The 16091-nt window shown below is 70.7% G+C and carries 9 protein-coding genes and 1 pseudogene; 5 read left to right on the top strand and 5 right to left on the bottom strand.

The features are described 5' to 3' along the window. From HY049_09850 to HY049_09840, 3 genes and pseudogenes are all read left to right on the top strand, one after another. Window positions 1-699, top strand: a 699-nt coding sequence (locus HY049_09850; GenBank protein MBI3449204.1) for a tetratricopeptide repeat protein, incomplete at its 5' end; no start/stop codon positions are given. Window positions 700-741: 42 nt separating this feature from the next. After that, a complete protein-coding gene (gene acnA / locus HY049_09845) occupies window positions 742-3420 on the top strand; it encodes an aconitate hydratase AcnA (protein MBI3449203.1) in 2679 nt (892 codons plus the stop codon). Between the two features lie 16 nt (window positions 3421-3436). Further along, window positions 3437-5724 (top strand): annotated as a pseudogene (locus HY049_09840) (2-oxoglutarate dehydrogenase E1 component). On the opposite strand, the gene HY049_09835 reads toward HY049_09840, so the two are convergent. Further along, the gene (locus tag HY049_09835) at window positions 5711-6133 is read right to left on the bottom strand and encodes a YjbQ family protein (GenBank protein ID MBI3449202.1); all 423 of its coding nucleotides are present in this window, start codon (window positions 6131-6133) and stop codon (window positions 5711-5713) included. The pseudogene HY049_09840 and the gene HY049_09835 overlap by 14 nt on opposite strands. Window positions 6134-6223: 90 nt before the next feature. Between HY049_09835 and HY049_09830 the strand changes: the two genes are divergently transcribed. After that, window positions 6224-6559 (top strand): YbjQ family protein, encoded by a 336-nt coding sequence (locus HY049_09830; GenBank protein ID MBI3449201.1) that lies wholly within the window; start codon window positions 6224-6226, stop codon window positions 6557-6559. Here HY049_09830 and HY049_09825 read toward each other — a convergent pair. From HY049_09825 to HY049_09810, 4 genes are all read right to left on the bottom strand, one after another. Beyond that, on the bottom strand, window positions 6523-11415 hold the full coding sequence (locus HY049_09825) for a DUF11 domain-containing protein (protein ID MBI3449200.1): 4893 nt from the start codon (window positions 11413-11415) through the stop codon (window positions 6523-6525). The two genes, HY049_09830 and HY049_09825, sit on opposite strands and share 37 nt — an antisense overlap. A gap of 80 nt (window positions 11416-11495) precedes the next feature. Continuing rightward, window positions 11496-12386: a DUF11 domain-containing protein gene (locus HY049_09820; GenBank protein MBI3449199.1), complete on the bottom strand. Its 891-nt coding sequence runs from the start codon at window positions 12384-12386 to the stop codon at window positions 11496-11498. A gap of 131 nt (window positions 12387-12517) precedes the next feature. Next, window positions 12518-13015, bottom strand: coding sequence for a DUF11 domain-containing protein (locus HY049_09815; GenBank protein MBI3449198.1), 498 nt, complete (start codon window positions 13013-13015; stop codon window positions 12518-12520). 251 nt (window positions 13016-13266) lie between these two features. Then, window positions 13267-14964 carry a 4Fe-4S dicluster domain-containing protein gene (locus tag HY049_09810; GenBank protein MBI3449197.1) on the bottom strand — a complete coding sequence of 566 codons (1698 nt, stop codon included), beginning with the start codon at window positions 14962-14964 and terminating at the stop codon, window positions 13267-13269. Between the two features lie 104 nt (window positions 14965-15068). Between HY049_09810 and HY049_09805 the strand changes: the two genes are divergently transcribed. Then, complete coding sequence (locus HY049_09805) at window positions 15069-16043, top strand: hypothetical protein (protein MBI3449196.1); 975 nt, start codon at window positions 15069-15071, stop codon at window positions 16041-16043. Window positions 16044-16091: the final 48 nt, after the last annotated feature.

Here is a 16091-nt window from a genome sequence, read left to right as displayed (position 1 = left end):
GGGGCCGAGCCCGCGCTCAACCTCGGCCGCGCCTACCTGGTCAAGAGGACCGGCGCCGTCGAGGGGGGGATGATCCCGTGGAGCCGCCCCGAGGCTCTTCTGAGGGAGGCCGCGACGTCTCCCGCTCCGCCGGCCGACGCCTGGTTCCTTCTCGGCAAGGCCGCCGCCGCGCGCGGCGATCTCGCCGAGGCGATCGGCGATTTCCGCGAGGCGCTGCGGCTCGACCCGCGCCATCACCACGCGAGGGCGAACCTCGCGTCGTCCCTCGTCGCGACGGGGCGCGCCGCGGAGGCCGAGCCGCTCCTCAGAGAGTCGATCCGCGAGATGCCGGGCGATCCCTCCGGGCCGTCGGATCTCTCCCGCGTTCTCGTCATGACGGGGCGCGAGGAGGAGGCGCGGCGCGTGCTCGAGGGCGCGATCGCGGAGCACCCGTCGAGCCCGACGCTCCTGGGGAACCTCGGGCTGCTCCACGCCCGCGCCGGGCGCCACGCCGAGGCGGCGGACGCGCTCCGGCGCGCCGGGGCCCTCGACCCCTCGGTCGCCGACGTCTGGAAAGCGCTCGCCGCCTCGCTCCTCGAGCTGGGGCGCGCGCGCGAGGCCGGCCCTCCGGCGCGCCGCGCCGCCCGCCTGCGCCCGGGTGACGCCTCGATTGCCGAGCTCGTGCGGCGGGCCGACGCCGGCGCGCGCTCCCGGCGCTGATTTGGTTGCGCCTCGCTCGCGCCTGCGGTTAGACTCGATTTCATGAGATCCCAGGGCAAGAACAGCTTCGGCACGCGAACGTCCCTCCGCGTCGCGGGGACGGCCTACGAGATCCACTCCCTCGCGGTCCTCGAAAAGCGCGGCTTTCCCGTCGCGCGCCTCCCGCGCTCGATCAGGATCCTTCTCGAGAATCTGCTGCGCACCGAGGACGGGAGAGCCGTCCAGGCGGCCGACATTGAGGCGCTCGCCCGGATCGACCTGGCGGCGGCCCCCGAGAAGGAGATCGCCTTCACCCCGGCGCGCGTCCTCCTTCAGGATTTCACCGGCGTCCCCTGCGTCGCCGACCTCGCGGCGATGCGCGACGCCCTCGTGTCGATGGGGGGCGACCCGTCGCGGGTGAACCCGCTCGTCCCCTGCGAGCTCGTGATCGATCACTCGGTGCAGGTCGACGCGGCCGGAGAGAGATCCGCCTTCGCGACCAACGCGCGGCTCGAGTTCGAGCGGAATCGCGAGCGGTACGCCTTTCTCAGGTGGGGGCAGCAGGCCTTCTCGAACTTCCGCGTCGTCCCGCCGGACACCGGCATCGTTCACCAGGTGAACCTCGAGCACCTCGCGCGCGTCGTGATGGACTCGGGGGGCCCCTCCCCGGCCGCGTACCCCGACACCGTGATCGGCACCGACAGCCACACCACGATGATCAACGGCCTCGGGGTGCTCGGATGGGGGGTGGGGGGCATCGAGGCCGAGGCGGCGATGCTGGGCCAGCCGGTGAGCCTACTCATCCCCCAGGTCGTCGGGTTCAAGCTGGCGGGGTCGCTCCCCGCCGGCGCCACGGCGACGGACCTGGTCCTGACCGTGACCCAGATGCTCCGCGCGAAAGGGGTGGTCTCGAAGTTCGTCGAGTTCCACGGCCCCGGCCTCGACAGCCTCTCCCTCGCCGACCGAGCCACCCTCGCCAACATGGCGCCGGAGTACGGCGCGACGTGCGGCTACTTCCCGGTGGACGCCGAGACGCTCGCCTACCTCCGCTTCACGGGCCGCGACGCGGCGCGCGTCGCGCTCGTCGAGGCGTACGCAAAGGAGCAGGGGCTCTTCCGCGGCGAGGGCGATCCCGACCCGGAGTTCGCCGACACCGTCGAGATGGATCTCGCGACCGTCGTGCCGTCGCTTGCGGGCCCGCGGCGCCCACAGGATCGCGTTCCCCTCACCGACGTGAAGCTGAAGTTCGCGGAGGCGCTGCCGTCGCTCCTCGCCGCGTCGAAAGGGCCGGCGACGACCCAGGCGGCGCCCGGTGAGGCCTCGCCGATCCGGCACGGCTCCGTCGTCATCGCGGCGATCACCTCGTGCACGAACACGTCGAACCCCTCGGTGATGATCGGCGCCGGCCTCCTCGCGAGGAAAGCCGTCGAAAGCGGGCTCACGGTGAAGCCGTGGGTCAAGACGAGCCTCGCCCCCGGCTCCCGCGTCGTGATGGACTACCTCGCCGAGGCCGGCCTCGTCGCCCCGCTCGAGGCGCTCAGGTTCCACCTCGTCGGCTACGGCTGCACGACGTGCATCGGGAACAGCGGGCCGCTCGCCGAGAGCGTCTCGGCCGCCATCCAGCAGGGAAACCTCGTCGCCGCGGCGGTTCTCAGCGGCAACCGCAACTTCGAGGGGCGCATCCACCCGCACGTCCGCGCCAATTACCTCGCGAGCCCGCCGCTCGTCGTCGCCTACGCGATCGCCGGGACGGTGGACATCGACCTCTCGCGCGAGCCCCTCGGCGCCGGCCGCGACGGGAAGCCGGTCTACCTCGAGGACGTCTGGCCGTCGCCGGAGGAAGTTCGCTCCGCGGTCCGGGCCGCGGTGAAGACGGAGATGTTCTCCGCACAGTACGCGCGCGTCTTCGAGGGGGACGAATCCTGGAGGAGCCTAAGGGTCCCCGAGGGGAACCGGTTCGCGTGGGACGCCGCCTCGACGTACGTGAGGCAGCCCTCGTTTCTCGAGTCGATCCACCGGCAGCCGGCCCCTCTCCGCGACATCGTCGGGGCGAGGGCCCTCGCGGTGCTGGGCGATTCCGTCACGACCGACCACATCTCGCCTGCCGGGTCGATCGCGAAGGACTCGCCGGCGGCCCGCTACCTGGTGGAGCACGGCGTGAAGCCCGGTGACTTCAACTCGTACGGATCGCGCCGCGGCAATCACGAGGTCATGGTGCGCGGGACCTTCGCCAACGTGAGGCTCAGCAACCTCCTCGCCCCCGGCACCGAGGGAGGCGTCACCCGGTTCCTCCCCGGCGGCCAGGCGATGTCGATCTACGACGCGTCGCTCGCCTACCGGGAGGCGGGCGTGCCGCTCGTCGTCCTCGCGGGGAAGGAGTACGGCGCCGGATCGTCGCGCGACTGGGCGGCGAAAGGGCCGGCCCTCCTCGGCGTGCGCGCGGTCCTCGCGGAGTCGTACGAGAGGATCCACCGGAGCAACCTCGTCGGGATGGGGATCCTGCCGCTCCAGTTTCCCGCCGGCGTGACGCGCGGGACGCTCGGCCTCACCGGCGAGGAGACGTACTCGATCTCCGGAATCGCGGCGGTTTTCCGCCCGGGGAAGCCGATGCGGGTGGATGCGCGGCGCGCCGACGGCTCGACGATCTCCTTCGAGGCGCTCGCGCGGATCGACACCCCCGTCGAGGTCGAGTACTACCGGCACGGCGGCATCCTTCCCTTCGTCGTGCGGCAGCTCGCCTGAGCGGGGCGCCTCCGCCATGAGCGCCGCGACCGCCGACCTCTTCAGACGCTGGGGGTACCTCCACGCCGATCTCGACCCGCTCGATCGCCTGGTCCCCTTCCACCACCCCGATCTCGACGCCGAGACGGGCGACGAGGCGGCCCGCTGGCGCGCCGCCTACTGCGGGAAGATCGGCGCCGAGTTCATGCACATCCCCTATCCCGATCGCTGCCGGTTCGTCGCGGAGCGGATGGAGGCCGAGGGGCGCGCCCCCGACCGCCGCCGCATCGTGCGGCTCCTCGCCGCGGCGGAGGAGTTCGAGAGGTTCATGCACGCGCGGTACGTCGGGACGAAGAGGTACTCCCTCGAAGGGGCCGCCGCGCTCCTCCCCCTCCTCGACTCGGTCCTCGAGTCGGCGGCGGCCTCCGGCGCGGAGATCGCGCTCATCGGCATGAGCCACCGCGGCCGCCTCACCGTCATGGCGCACATCGTCCACGTCCCCCCCGAGAGCATCTTCGCCTTCTTCGAGGACGTCGATCCCCGGAGCGTGCTGGGCGGCGGCGACGTGAAGTACCACATGGGCGCGACGGGAAGGCACGAGACGGGCGAAGGGCACCTCATCGACATCCACCTCGTCTCGAACCCGAGCCATCTCGAGGCGGTCGATCCCGTCCTGATGGGCCGCGCCCGATCGCGGCAGGCCCGGATCGTCGAGCGCGCGCGCGACAAGGTCGTCCCGATCTCGCTCCACGGGGACGCCGCCTTCGCGGGGCAGGGAATCGCGGCCGAGACGCTGAACCTCTCGGCGCTCCGCGGGTACAACGTCGGCGGCACGGTGCACGTGGTCGTCAACAACCTTCTCGGCTTCACGACGCCCCCCGAGGCGCTGCACTCCTCGCGCTACGCCACCGACGTGGCGAGGCGGCTCCCCATCCCGATCCTCCACGTGAACGCCGACGACCCCGAGGCGGTGGTGCGCACCGGCCGCCTCGCGATGGAGTACCGCACGCGCTTCCACACCGACGTGGTGATCGACCTGATCGGCTACCGCAAGTACGGACACAGCGAGGTGGACGACCCGACGATCACGCAGCCGCGCCTCTATCGCGACATCGAGAAGCGGCCCATGCTCTGGCGGGCGTACGCGGAGCACGCCGGCCTCGCAACCGGCGACGTCGAGGCCCTCGAGGCGGAGCTGCGCGCCGGCTTCGACCGCGCGCAGGCCGAAGGGCGCGCGATGAAGAAGATGCCCCTCCTCCGCACGATGCCCTCCTACTGGGACGGGTACCGCGGCGGACGGTACGACCCCTCGCTCGAGGTCGAGACGGCCGCGGAGCCGTCGACACTCGACGCCGTCTCGCGCGCGATCACGACGACGCCGCCGGGATTCCAGGTCCACCCCAAGCTGAAGAAGCTCCTCGCGGAGAGGCGCGAGATGGCCGACGGGCGCAGGGCGGTGGACTGGGCGATGGCCGAGGCGCTCGCCTTCGGCACGCTTCTGTGGAGCGGGACGCCGGTCCGCCTCTCGGGGCAGGACAGCCGGCGCGGCACCTTCAGCCAGCGGCACGCCGTGCTCTTCGAGGCGGAGACGGGCGAGGAGTACGTCCCGCTCCGTCTCCTCCGCGAGAGCCAGGCCCTCTTCGAAGTCTGCGACTCGATGCTCTCGGAGGCGGCGGTGCTCGGGTTCGAGTACGGCTTCAGCCGCGATCACCCGGAGGCCCTGGTCGCCTGGGAGGCCCAGTTCGGCGACTTCGCGAACGGCGCCCAGGTGATCATCGATCAGTTCATCTCGGCCGCCGAGGACAAGTGGTCTCTCCTCTCGGGGCTGACGATGCTCCTCCCCCACGGCTACGAGGGGCAGGGGCCCGAGCACAGCAGCGCGCGCCTCGAGCGCTATCTCCAGCTCGCCGCCGAGGACAACCTGCAGGTCTGCCAGCCGTCCACGGCCGCGCAGTACTTCCACCTCCTGCGGCGGCAGGCGCTGAGGACCTGGCGCAAGCCCCTCATCGTGCTGACGCCGAAGAGCCTGCTCCGGGCGGCCTCGGCCTGCTCCACCCTCGCGGAGCTCTCCTCGGGTTCGTTCCGGACCGTCCTCCCCGACGAATCCGTGGCACGGCGGCGCGCGAGATCATTTGGGTCCAGGAGGAGCCGGCGAACATGGGGGCTCTCTTCTTCGTGCTGCCGAGGCTCGAGATGCTCGCGGGCGGCCGGCGCGTCGCCTCGGTGAAACGGTCGCCGAGCGCGAGCCCCGCGACGGGCTCGTTCAAGGCGCACGCCATCGAGCAGAAGGCGCTGATGGACGTCGCCTTCGCTACTCTCCGATGATCTTGATCAGCACCCTCTTCTCGCGGCGCCCGTCGAACTCGCCGTAGAAGATCTGCTCCCACGGGCCGAAGTCGAGCTTCCCCCCCGTGACCGCGACCACCACCTCGCGCCCCATCACCTGCCTCTTGTGGTGCGCGTCGCCGTTGTCCTCTCCCGTGCGGTTGTGGTGGTACCGCTCCGGGCTCGGATCGTAGGGCGCGAGCTGTTCGAGCCACCTCTTGTAATCCTCGTGCAGGCCGGGCTCGTCGTCGTTGATGAAGACGCTCGAGGTGATGTGCATCGAGTTGACGAGGCACAGTCCCTCCCGGATCCCGCTGGCCCTGACCTCCTCGGCGACCGGCCCCGTGATGTTCACGAAGTCCATGCGCGCGGGGACTTTCAGCGTGAGACGCCGCGTGTGCGATTTCATGCGATCCTCCTTGGACGCGTAGGATACGCTGCCGCATTCAGCGGCCGCTCGCTCGCCGAGGAGCGAGAGGTTCCGCGCATGGAGGAAACGATGACGGATTCGCTGATCATCACGACGTCGAACGAGGTCGAGGGTTACCGCGTCACCCGTCAGCTCGGCGTCGTCCGGGGGATCACGGTCCGCAGCCGGTCGGTTCTCGGCAGCATCGGCGCCGGCATCCAGACGATCTTCGGCGGGAACATCACCCTCTACACCGAGCTGGCCGAGCGGGCGCGCGAGGAGGCGTTCGAGCTGATGCGCCGTCACGCGCGGGAGCGCGGCGCGAACGCGATCCTCGCGATGCGCTACGACGCGAACGAGATGGCCCCGGGGGTGACCGAGGTGCTGGCCTACGGGACGGCGGTCGTCGTGGAAGCCGCGGGCTGAGCCGACGGGGACCTCAGCCCGGCGAGGAAGCTCTCGTCGAACTTGAACCTCAGGGTGACGAAAGGACCTTGCGAGCGGCGATCGCCGTCGGGGAAACGGGAGTCGCTGAAGCCCGTGAAGTTGTAGCCGGTGACGAGCCACAGATCCTTCACGAGCATGAATCCGGTCTCGGCCCCGACGCCGGTGAGCGTGGTCCCCGACGCGGGCTGCCTCAGCAGGCGCGCCGAGAGCCCCGTCGTGATCCTCTTTCCCACGTCCGTGAGGCAGCGCCCCTCCCAGAGATCCGTGTAGCTCCGGAGCGACTCCCCCGCGAAGGTGTCGGCCGCGTACCGCGCGCCGTAGCGCCCCAGGACGTGCCACCTCGGGGCGGGCTGGACGTTGACCTCGAAGATCCCGAGGTACCCCTGCGCCCCGGGGGCGCCCGCGAGGGTCGTCACGCCGCCGGGCAGAATCTCGCCGCGGCCGGCCTGGATCCTCCCGAGCCAGTTGTACCTGTCCGAGTCGACGGGACGGAAGGCGAGGCCGACGAGACCGTCCGCGTCGAAGCGGCTCGCGCCGGCGTCGGGCTCGATGTAGTTCAGCCGCTGCCGGGCGAAGAGCGAGAGATCGGGCGAGAGGCGCATCGCCCCCGCGGCCGTCAGGAGCTGCCGGCGATCGAGAGCGCCGAATCGGACCTCATACTGCGTGGTGAACTTCGACTTGCCGGGAAGGTATTCCGCCGCGCCGCTGAGCGAGGTGAAGTCCGAGCCCGCCGAGCCGAGGACGGTCTGGGATCGCTCGGCGCGCATATCGGCCGACCAGACGTCGGTGATGGGCACGCGGGTCCTCACCCCCATCGTCGCGTAGCCGCGCTCTCCCGCGAGGGCATCCTCGAGCGTGTAGCGGCTCTCGATCGTCGTCGTGTCGCTGACGGCCCCCTCGGCGCCGAGAAGGGTCCTCGAGGCCGACCCCGCCCCCGCCTGGTCAATCTCCTCCCGCACGAACCCGCGGAACTGATCGGTGAACTTGTAACCCGCCCCCAGATCGGTCCGGGTCGGGAAGCCCGCGACGGTGGTGCCTGAGACGATCTGGCTCCGCAGCACGCTCGCGTCGAGGCGCTTGCCGATCCGGGACTTCAACCCGAGATCCACGAGCCCCGACGTCCCGTCGCCCCCCCCCGCGGCCGTCGTCCCGCCGATCTCCTTCGCCCCCGCCTGCCAGGTGAGCGGGCCGTCCGGCTTCTCCCACGCGAGGCCGGTGGCGTGATGATCGATTCCCTGGATCTGCTGCTGCTGCCGGAAGCTCTCGGCGGTGAGGCGGGAGCCGTCCGGCATCGACGCGTGGTAGTCGAGCCCCTCCTTGGTCGTGCCGACCTCCGAGGCTCCCGACATCGAGGGATTGCTGAAGTCCGTCGGCACCTCGCGCACGTACGCCCCGATCGTCCCCCGCGGCGAGACCGAGGCGCTCACGCGGAGGGCGAGCGCCCCGGCGACGCGCGTCCCATCGGCGGTGCGCGCGTACTCGGTGGTGACGGCGACGCCGGCGACGGGGCGCAGCGTGAAGTCCATTCCGGTGAGGGAGAATGGGGAGCCGCCGCGCTGCTCGTGGACCGCCGTCGTCCCCCACTCGAACTTCGATCCCGCCCGCCAGCCGATCCGCCCTCCCGCCACGAGGTCGCTCCCTCCAGCGCCGAGCGTCTCGTACGTCACGACGATCGTGACGGGGTTGAAGCCGTCGTCGGCCGAGTTCACCGGGCCGCGGAAGAGAATCGTCCCGCCGCTGTAGTCGATGTCGTAGTCGGTCCAGCGCGCCTGGGGTGAAGTCTGGAGCACGCGCTCGGTGTGATACCTGTCGCGCACCTCGAGCGTCACCCTCTCGCTGTACGCCACGAGCGGTCGCCGCGTGAGGCGGTACGGCCCCGAGGATCCGTCCGCGGGGAAGGAGTCGCGCACGTCGCGCTGCGGCGTCTGGGCGGCGAACGCCTTCACGCTGAGGGACGGCGTCTCGACGACGGCGATCGCGCCTGAGAGCGTCCGGTCGTAGCGGGCGAGCTCGAGGGCGCTGAGGCCGGTCTGGAAATCCCCGTACGTCACCGACGTCCGGCGCCGGTCCCACCGGAGCGCGAGCCGCGCCTGGGACGGCAGATCGTACGATTGCCGGCTCGCGTCGCCGTAGATCGGGAAGAGGGCGGACGGATCCGGCCCCTGGAAGAGGCGCGACGTGTCCCGCGCGCGCGCGGAGTCGAACGACACGGCGAGGAGGTTCTCCTCGCCGATCCGCCCCTTCGCGAAGAATGCGAGGCGCGAGGAAGCCCCCGCTCCCGTGAACGGGTCGTCCGCGCCCGGGAGATCCCCGCCCGTCCCCGCCGCCGGCGTCCCGCTCAGGGACCACCCCGCCTCGCCGACGCCCGCGACGATCCACTCGCGGAGGTGCGGCCCGAACTGGATCGTCCCGGCGCCCGAGGCCTTCCCCGCGCTCGCCGTCACGACGCGCGTCTCGACGTGATCCGCGGGCGAGAGGCGCGCGAGCGCCTCCCCCGACGACGTGCGGACCTGGAACCCCGGCGCCGTCGGCTCGGCGTCGACTCCGAGCACGACCCCCTCGGAGGGATCGATCGTCACCGGCGTCCCGTCGGCGACGCTGTGGCCCCGAGCGTCGCGCACCTCGACGAGGACGCGCGCGGGGGTCCGGCCGTCCGCGGGCTGGGCGCCCCCCTCCCCGCGGACCAGGATCCTGGCGGGAGCGCCGACCCGATCGACGCGCACCTCGACGCGCTGCGGCGACTCGGTGTCGTCGCCCGTCTCCGCGGCGATCACGTTCTCCCCCTCGGCGAGCTTCAGGCCCAGGAAGCCGAAGAGCGACATCCCGCTGCGGGAGGTCTGCATCCGCACCCCCACGCGGTCCTCGCCGATCCCGTCGCCGTCGATCGTCAGGTGGATATGGCTTCCGGTCGGGAAGGCCACCTCGACGTCCACGAACGCACCCGCGATCAGATCCCCAGGATGGGGAGAGACGACGTACACCCCCAGGGGCAGCGACCTGAGGATCTCCTCCGTGGACTTCACCGCCGGGGAGCCCGCCGCGCCCGAGAGGGTGGCGGCCGGCACGGCGTCGCCGGGGGCCGCGCCCGGCGGAGGCGCCGGGTCTCCCGAAGCGTGCGCCGCGATCGCGGGGGGCTCCGCGGCGGGAGACGGCGCGCCGAGGGACTTGAGGAGAGCGCTGCGGAAGACACGCGCCCTCTCCCCGCCGAGGATCGGATCGGGCGAGCCGCTCTCGCTGACGGCGAGATCGGATTTCGCGAGGCCGAGGTCCTTCACCGCCTGCGCGCACGCCTCGACGATCCCCTCGGCCTGGCGCCTGAGCGACGCGCTCCCCTCCTCGAAGAGGGCGGCCGCCGCGATCGGCGGCATCGGGGACGGCGCGCCCTCGCCTCCCGGTCCGGCTCCTCCCGGGACGACGCGGAGGGCGGAGAGGGCCCCCGGCTCGCCGATCAGGCCGAAGTTCGCCTTGAAGAGATCGACCGCGCCGATGTCGATGAACTGGACGCCCGGCGTCCCGGAGGCGCGCCCGTCCGCCGAGGCGGCCTTCAGACCCGCGGGGGCCGTCTCGGGGTCGAGCTTCATCACGTGGAGCCCGGGGCGCACCCCCTCGATGTGGTACTTGCCGGCGATGTCGGTGAGGACCTCGGTGCCGTCCTCGAGATAGAGCCTCACGCCGGGGACGCTCGCCTCGCTCGCCGACTGAACGCCGTCGCCGTTGGCATCGACGAAGACCTTTCCGGCGATGACCGCCTCGGCGGCGAAGCTCCCCTGGACGACGCTCAGGATCGCGTCGACGGGAGCCGCCTCGACGCCGAGGCCGCCCGCGGTCGTGGCGGTGGCGCCGCCGCGCGCGACGACGCTCCCCCGTCGCGCCGCGGCCCCGGCGACCCCCACGAGCGTGATCTCGCGGCTCTCCCCGCGGGGGAGATCGCCCACGTCGATCCGCAGCTCGCGCGGATCGGCGGCGAGGCCCGCGGGCCGGCTCTTCGCTCCGGCGACGCGCAGCGATCCGTCCCGGTACCGAAACCCCGCCGGCAGCGCAAGGCGCGCCGCCGCGGCGACGAGATCGGTCGAGGCCGAGACGTTGGTGACCGCGAGGGTGAAGCCGACGAGATCCCCGACCTCGACCCTGTCGCGGCTGAGGGCGAGCGACACCGTGATCGATGGGGCTAGGACTGTGATCGAGACCTCGGGCGACGTCGCGCCCGGCGGATCCTGGTCGGAGGTGGCCGAGAAGCGGTTCCGGACGACGGACTGATCCGGAATCGACGCGGCCAGCGTCGCCGTGAAGCGCACCTCCCCCTGGAACCCCGGGGGGAGCGACGGAAACGTCCAGGTGACGCGCCTCGAGGCCGCATCGTACGCGCCGGTGAGCGCCGCGCGGCCTCCCCCGGGACCGTGATTCGCCACCGTGCCGGTCGTGACCCCCGAGGCCGAGGCGATGAACGAGTCGAGCGCGTCCACGATCGTCACGTTCGTGAGGGTCGCCGCCGAGAGGTTCGCGAACGAGAGGGTGTACCGGAGATCGGTTCCCGCCCGCACCGGCCCCGCGGGGTCGACGGTCTTCCCAAGATTCGCCAGCGGAACCGCCGCGACCAGCGTCGTCGCCCGGTTGCTGAGGGTGGTGGTGGGCGGGGCGCCGGGCGCGAGCGTCGCGTTGACGCTCGCGACGTTGACGATGGCCGTGCCGGGAGCCGTGGAGACCTTCGTGGCGGGCATTAATAAGGATGCGCCGACAAGGGAGAGGATGCCGAAGAGGACGACGAGGCGGGGGGCGTGCCGGCGCGCGCGGTTTTCTGAGGTCCGGCCGAGATCGGCGCGGGCCATGGGCCGCACGTGCACTCCTTCCCCGGGAGGCGCCCCGGCACGGGCGCGAGCGGCGCCGTGCCGGGGGCCTCTGCGAGGTGACGGGACGACTAGTTGATCTTCACCTTGAAGGTGATCGTGTGCGTCGCGGCGGGGGCCATGGCGCCGATGTTCACCGTGACGGCGCCCGCCGTGGTCGCGTTGAAGTCGCCCTGGTCGGCGTCGGCGATGTCGGTCTTCGAGACACCGTCGAGGGTGATCGATCCCGGGACGTAGGCGGTGTTCGCCGGGATCGGATCCGTCAGGACGACGGCGGCGGCGTTGGCGCTGCCGGCGTTGGTCACGACGACCGAGTACGTGAGGGTCGTGCCCGGCGGCTGGTTGCCGGCCGGAAGGACGCTCTTCACCGCGGTGACGTTCGGCGCGAGGACCGTCGTCGTGTCGGTGGCCGAGGAGGAGACGCCCACGTTGAAGCTCGAGGTGCCGGTCACCGCCATGACGTCGACCTGGGGCGCCGTCCCGACGGGGATCGTGATCCGGGCCAGGATCTTCACCGTGCCGTTCGCGGCGAGGGAGCCCGTGTCGGGGATCGTGTCGCCGTCGGTGTCGGTCATCGCCGTGTCGCCGGCGTCGAAGACGCCGTTGCCGTTGTTGTCGAGGAAGAGCGCGGTCGCGAACCCGCCGGCGCTGACGGCGGTCATGTCGATGGTGTCGTTGCCGTTGCCCAGGTTCTGGACGGTGTGGGCGTAGAAGAGAATCGTGCCGGGAACGGCGTTCTGCGCGCCGTTCGGGGTCACGCTCACCGTGGCGACCTGCGAGACGGTGGTCGTCACGATGTTGCTGAGCGCGGTCAGCGGGTTCCCGTTTGCGTCCGTGTAGTTGATCGTCGCCTGGTTGCTGATGACCGTGCCGGCGGGAGTCCCGACGGCGAAAGCCCCCGGAACGGCGGCCAGCAGCGTCAGCACCGCCATGGCCGTGGCTCGAATCGTCGAATGCCTCATGCTCTTCCTCTCCTTGTGGGTCTTCGGCGCGTTGTTTTCGCTGGGAAACACTCAGTGTCCGAATCCTGCGGGCAGACGAATCCTCCTCGGGAGGGACCTCGGAGGACTCGGGGGGGGTTACTGGAAAGCCGCTACCGGACGATCACCTTGAACGACGCGCTCCGCGATTCGCCGGGAGCGATCGGCTCGCTCGCCGCGAAGCGGACGTGCGTGTAGCTGTCCGGGGCGGCCTCGACCTTCCCGGGCCTCCCGTCGGCGCCGGTGACGGTCTTCATGAGCGGGTAGGGGGCGAACGAGCGGCCGTTGTCGGCGCTGAAGGTGATCGACGCGCGCTCTCCCAGAACGCTCGCCGGGAGAATCACCGTCCCCGCGGGGATCGGATCGTCGACCGTCGCCGAGATCGCCGGCTCGTTCCCGAAATTCGTGTAGGTGAGGGTGTAGATGAGGACGTCGCCGGGCTCGGTCCTCTCGACCTTCTTCCGGACGACGCTGGGGCGCCCTTGCGCGTCGGGGGCGGAGATCTCCTCCTTCACGTCGACGCTCAGAACGACCTGCGGCTGGCCCGCGCCGGCGGCCGTGGCGGAGATGACCGCCGCGCAGACGAGGGCGAAGAATCGTGTCGCTTTCATGGGTGGCTGGACCTCCTTCGGACTTGACGTCGGTTCCCGGAGGCCAGGGGACGTTCTCTCAGTCTCTGATTCCATCCCCGCTCCTTCGGGCGGGAGGTGGCGTCCTCCCGACGACACCGAAGTTAGGGTACGCATATTCAAAGTCAAGAAATTTTGTATGTGGACTTAGAAAAACAAAGATGTTCTCGTGAACGTCCGGTTTGTCCGTGTTTTCGGGAGGGATGGGGCGCGATGAGCGACGGTCGAGCCGGTCAGAGGCTCAGGTACTTCGGCCCCCCCTCGGCCGGGGCGCGCCAGTCGATGTTCTGGATCGCATCCCCCGCGCTCACGTCGAAGGGGTCGAGGATCACGCACGTCTTGCAGTGCACGCAGTTGCTGAAGTTGATCTGGATGCGCTCCCCCCCCTTCTCCCCCACCAGCTCGTAGACCTTCGCGGGGCAGAAGTTCGTGCACGGCGCGACGCCGTACTTCGGGATGCACTGGTCGGTGCAGACCGCAGGGCTCACGAGCTGGATGTGCGAAGGCTGGTCCTCGCGGTGAATCGTCCCCGATCGGAAGACATCTGTCAGCTTGTCGACGATCGTCGCCGGATCGAACCCCGGCGGATCCGCGGGGGGCGCTCCCAGGGTGGAGACGGGGACGAAGCGGGTGTGGTCCTGGTGGAGGGGCGTCCGCTTCTTCGTGCCGCCTCCCGTGAACCGATGGAGGCCGGTGGCCATGAGCCCGGCGTAGAGCCCCTTCTCGAACGCGATTCGGAAATTGCGATCGCGCCACAGGTCGGCCTGCACGTACGATCCGCGGACCTTCTCCTCGTACGCCGCGAGGCGGGCGTCGGAGTAATCCCCCGCGACGAGCGCGTCGAGGATCGTCTCCGCCGCGAGCATGCCGGTCGTCATCGCGTAGTGAATCCCCTTGAGGAGCTTCACGTTCACGAAGCCGGCCGAATCCCCGACGAGCATCGCCCCCGGCGCGGTGAGCTTCGGGATCGAGAAGTACCCCCCCTCGGGGATCGTCTTCGCGCCGTACGACACCACCTCACCGCCGCGGATGAACGACTGGATGAGGGGGTGCTTCTTCCACTGCTGGAGCGCCGCGTGGCAGTCGAACCGCGGATCGCGCCACGAGAGGGAGGTGACGAACCCCGCCGAGTAGTGCTCCGCGTCGAGCTCGTAGAGAAACCCCCCACCGAACTGGAAGGACTGGAGGGGATACCCGAGGGTGTGGAGGACGAGGCCGCGCCCCGCGGTCCTCTTCACCCTGATCACTTCCTTCGTCCCGAGGGAGAAGACCTGCGGGTTCCGCCCGTCGCGGAGCTTGAACCGGTTGATGAGGTCCTCGCTGAGCGTGCCGCGCGGCCCTTCGCCGAAGACCGTGACCTTCGCGTTCAGGTTCAGCCCCGGCTCGAAGTTCCCCTTCGGAGAGCCGTCCTTCCCGAGCCCCTTGTCGCCGGTCCGGACTCCGACGACGCGCCCGTCCTCTTCGAGGATCTTCACCCCCGTGGTCGCGGGGAAGAGGAAGATCCCCTCCCCTTCCGCGATCTCGGCGAGCCACTTCGCGAAGCGCTGCAGCGAGATCGTGAACATGCCGCGGTTGTCGTTCTCGGGGGGAACGAGGAGCTCGGGAACCTTGAGGCTTCCCGTGCGCGTGAGCATGTAGAAGGCGTCGTGGCGGATCTCGGTGCCGAGCGGGCACCCCTTCTCCTTGAAGTCGGGGATCAGCTCGGCGAGGGCCTTCGGGTTGAGCACGGCGCCTGAGAGGCCGTGCTGGCCGAACTCGCGCGCCTTCTCGATGACTCCGATCTCGGCGGCGATCTCCTTCTTTCCTTCGGCCTTCGCCCTGTCGTTGTGCTTCCTGATCAGGTGCGCCAGGTGGATCGCGCCCGCGAGGGAGGCGGGGCCGCCTCCCACGAACAGCACGTCGAGTGGGTAGCTCTCTCGCTCGTCGCTCACGGGGACCTCGTCGTCGATGGGGGTTGGCGCGGGACGTCGTCATGGTAGCAGAGGGGCGGGAGGCTGTTGCGGCCCCGGCGAGGGGGCGGTAGATTCGCGCCACGATGAGCGAAAAGCGCGAGGGGTCCACGAGGCTCCGCAACATCGCCCGGGAGAGCGAGGCCGAGCCGCCCTCCCGTGCTCACATCGACGCGCTCGCACCGCGCGGAGATCTCTCGCTCGCGATCGACCTCGCCGGCCTGTCGCTGCTCTTCCATGGCCTCGACGCGGCGCTGCACGGAGACGTGTCGCGGCGCTTCGCGGCGTACGTTGCCGACCCCACGCTCGTGAGCTCCCCGTTGCGCGTGGAGGTCCACCGCGACGCCGTCGAGCACTACGTCGAGCCCGAGCGCGGGAAGCCCGAGGGGTACTACCGCCTGCGCATCGTGCCTGACAGGGAGCTGATCCGCCTCGTCACGTACTCGATGGCGGGGTGGATCGACCTCGCGTCGCTCACGGCGGGGCTCTCGTTCGGCACCGGCACCTTCGATCCGGCGGAGCGCGCCTTCGAGAACTTCTGCCGCGTGGCGGTCGCCTGCCTCGCGGTGCGCCGCGGCGGCTTCTTCATTCACGGGGCGAGCATCGAGCGGCACGGGCGCGCGTACATCTTCTTCGGGAAGTCGGCCTCCGGCAAATCGACGCTCGCGAAGATGAACACGGAGGGGCGGGTGATCTCCGACGACCTGACGCTCGTGGTCCCGGAGCCGTCGGGCGAGCTCTCCGTCGCCGGCTCCCCATTCCGCGGGACCTACGAAGGTGGGAAGCCTGTCACGGGCCTCTTCCCGCTCGCGGCGATGTTCCGGCTGGTGCAGGACGAGACGACCTTCGTCGAGAGGCGGCCGCGCGTGCAGACGATGGCGGAGGTGGTTGCGAATCTTCCCTTCGTGAACGAGTCGCTCAACCAGCGCCCCGATCTCTTCGACGCCCTCGACGAGTCGCTGAAACGCGTGCCGATCTTCTTCCTGCACTTCCGGAAGGAGCCCGACTTCTGGGGAGCGGTGGACGGGGCGGTCTCGGGGAAGGCACCGCTCAGAAGCTGAGGAGCGCGTACCCCCGGTTCTCGTACGTCATGAGGACGATCAGCGCGT

Source organism: Acidobacteriota bacterium (genome assembly GCA_016195325.1).
Lineage (GTDB): Bacteria > Acidobacteriota > Polarisedimenticolia > JACPZX01 > JACPZX01 > JACPZX01.
The sequence above is the reverse complement of the archived record's forward strand: the minus strand, read 5'-3'. Positions and strand labels throughout refer to the sequence as shown.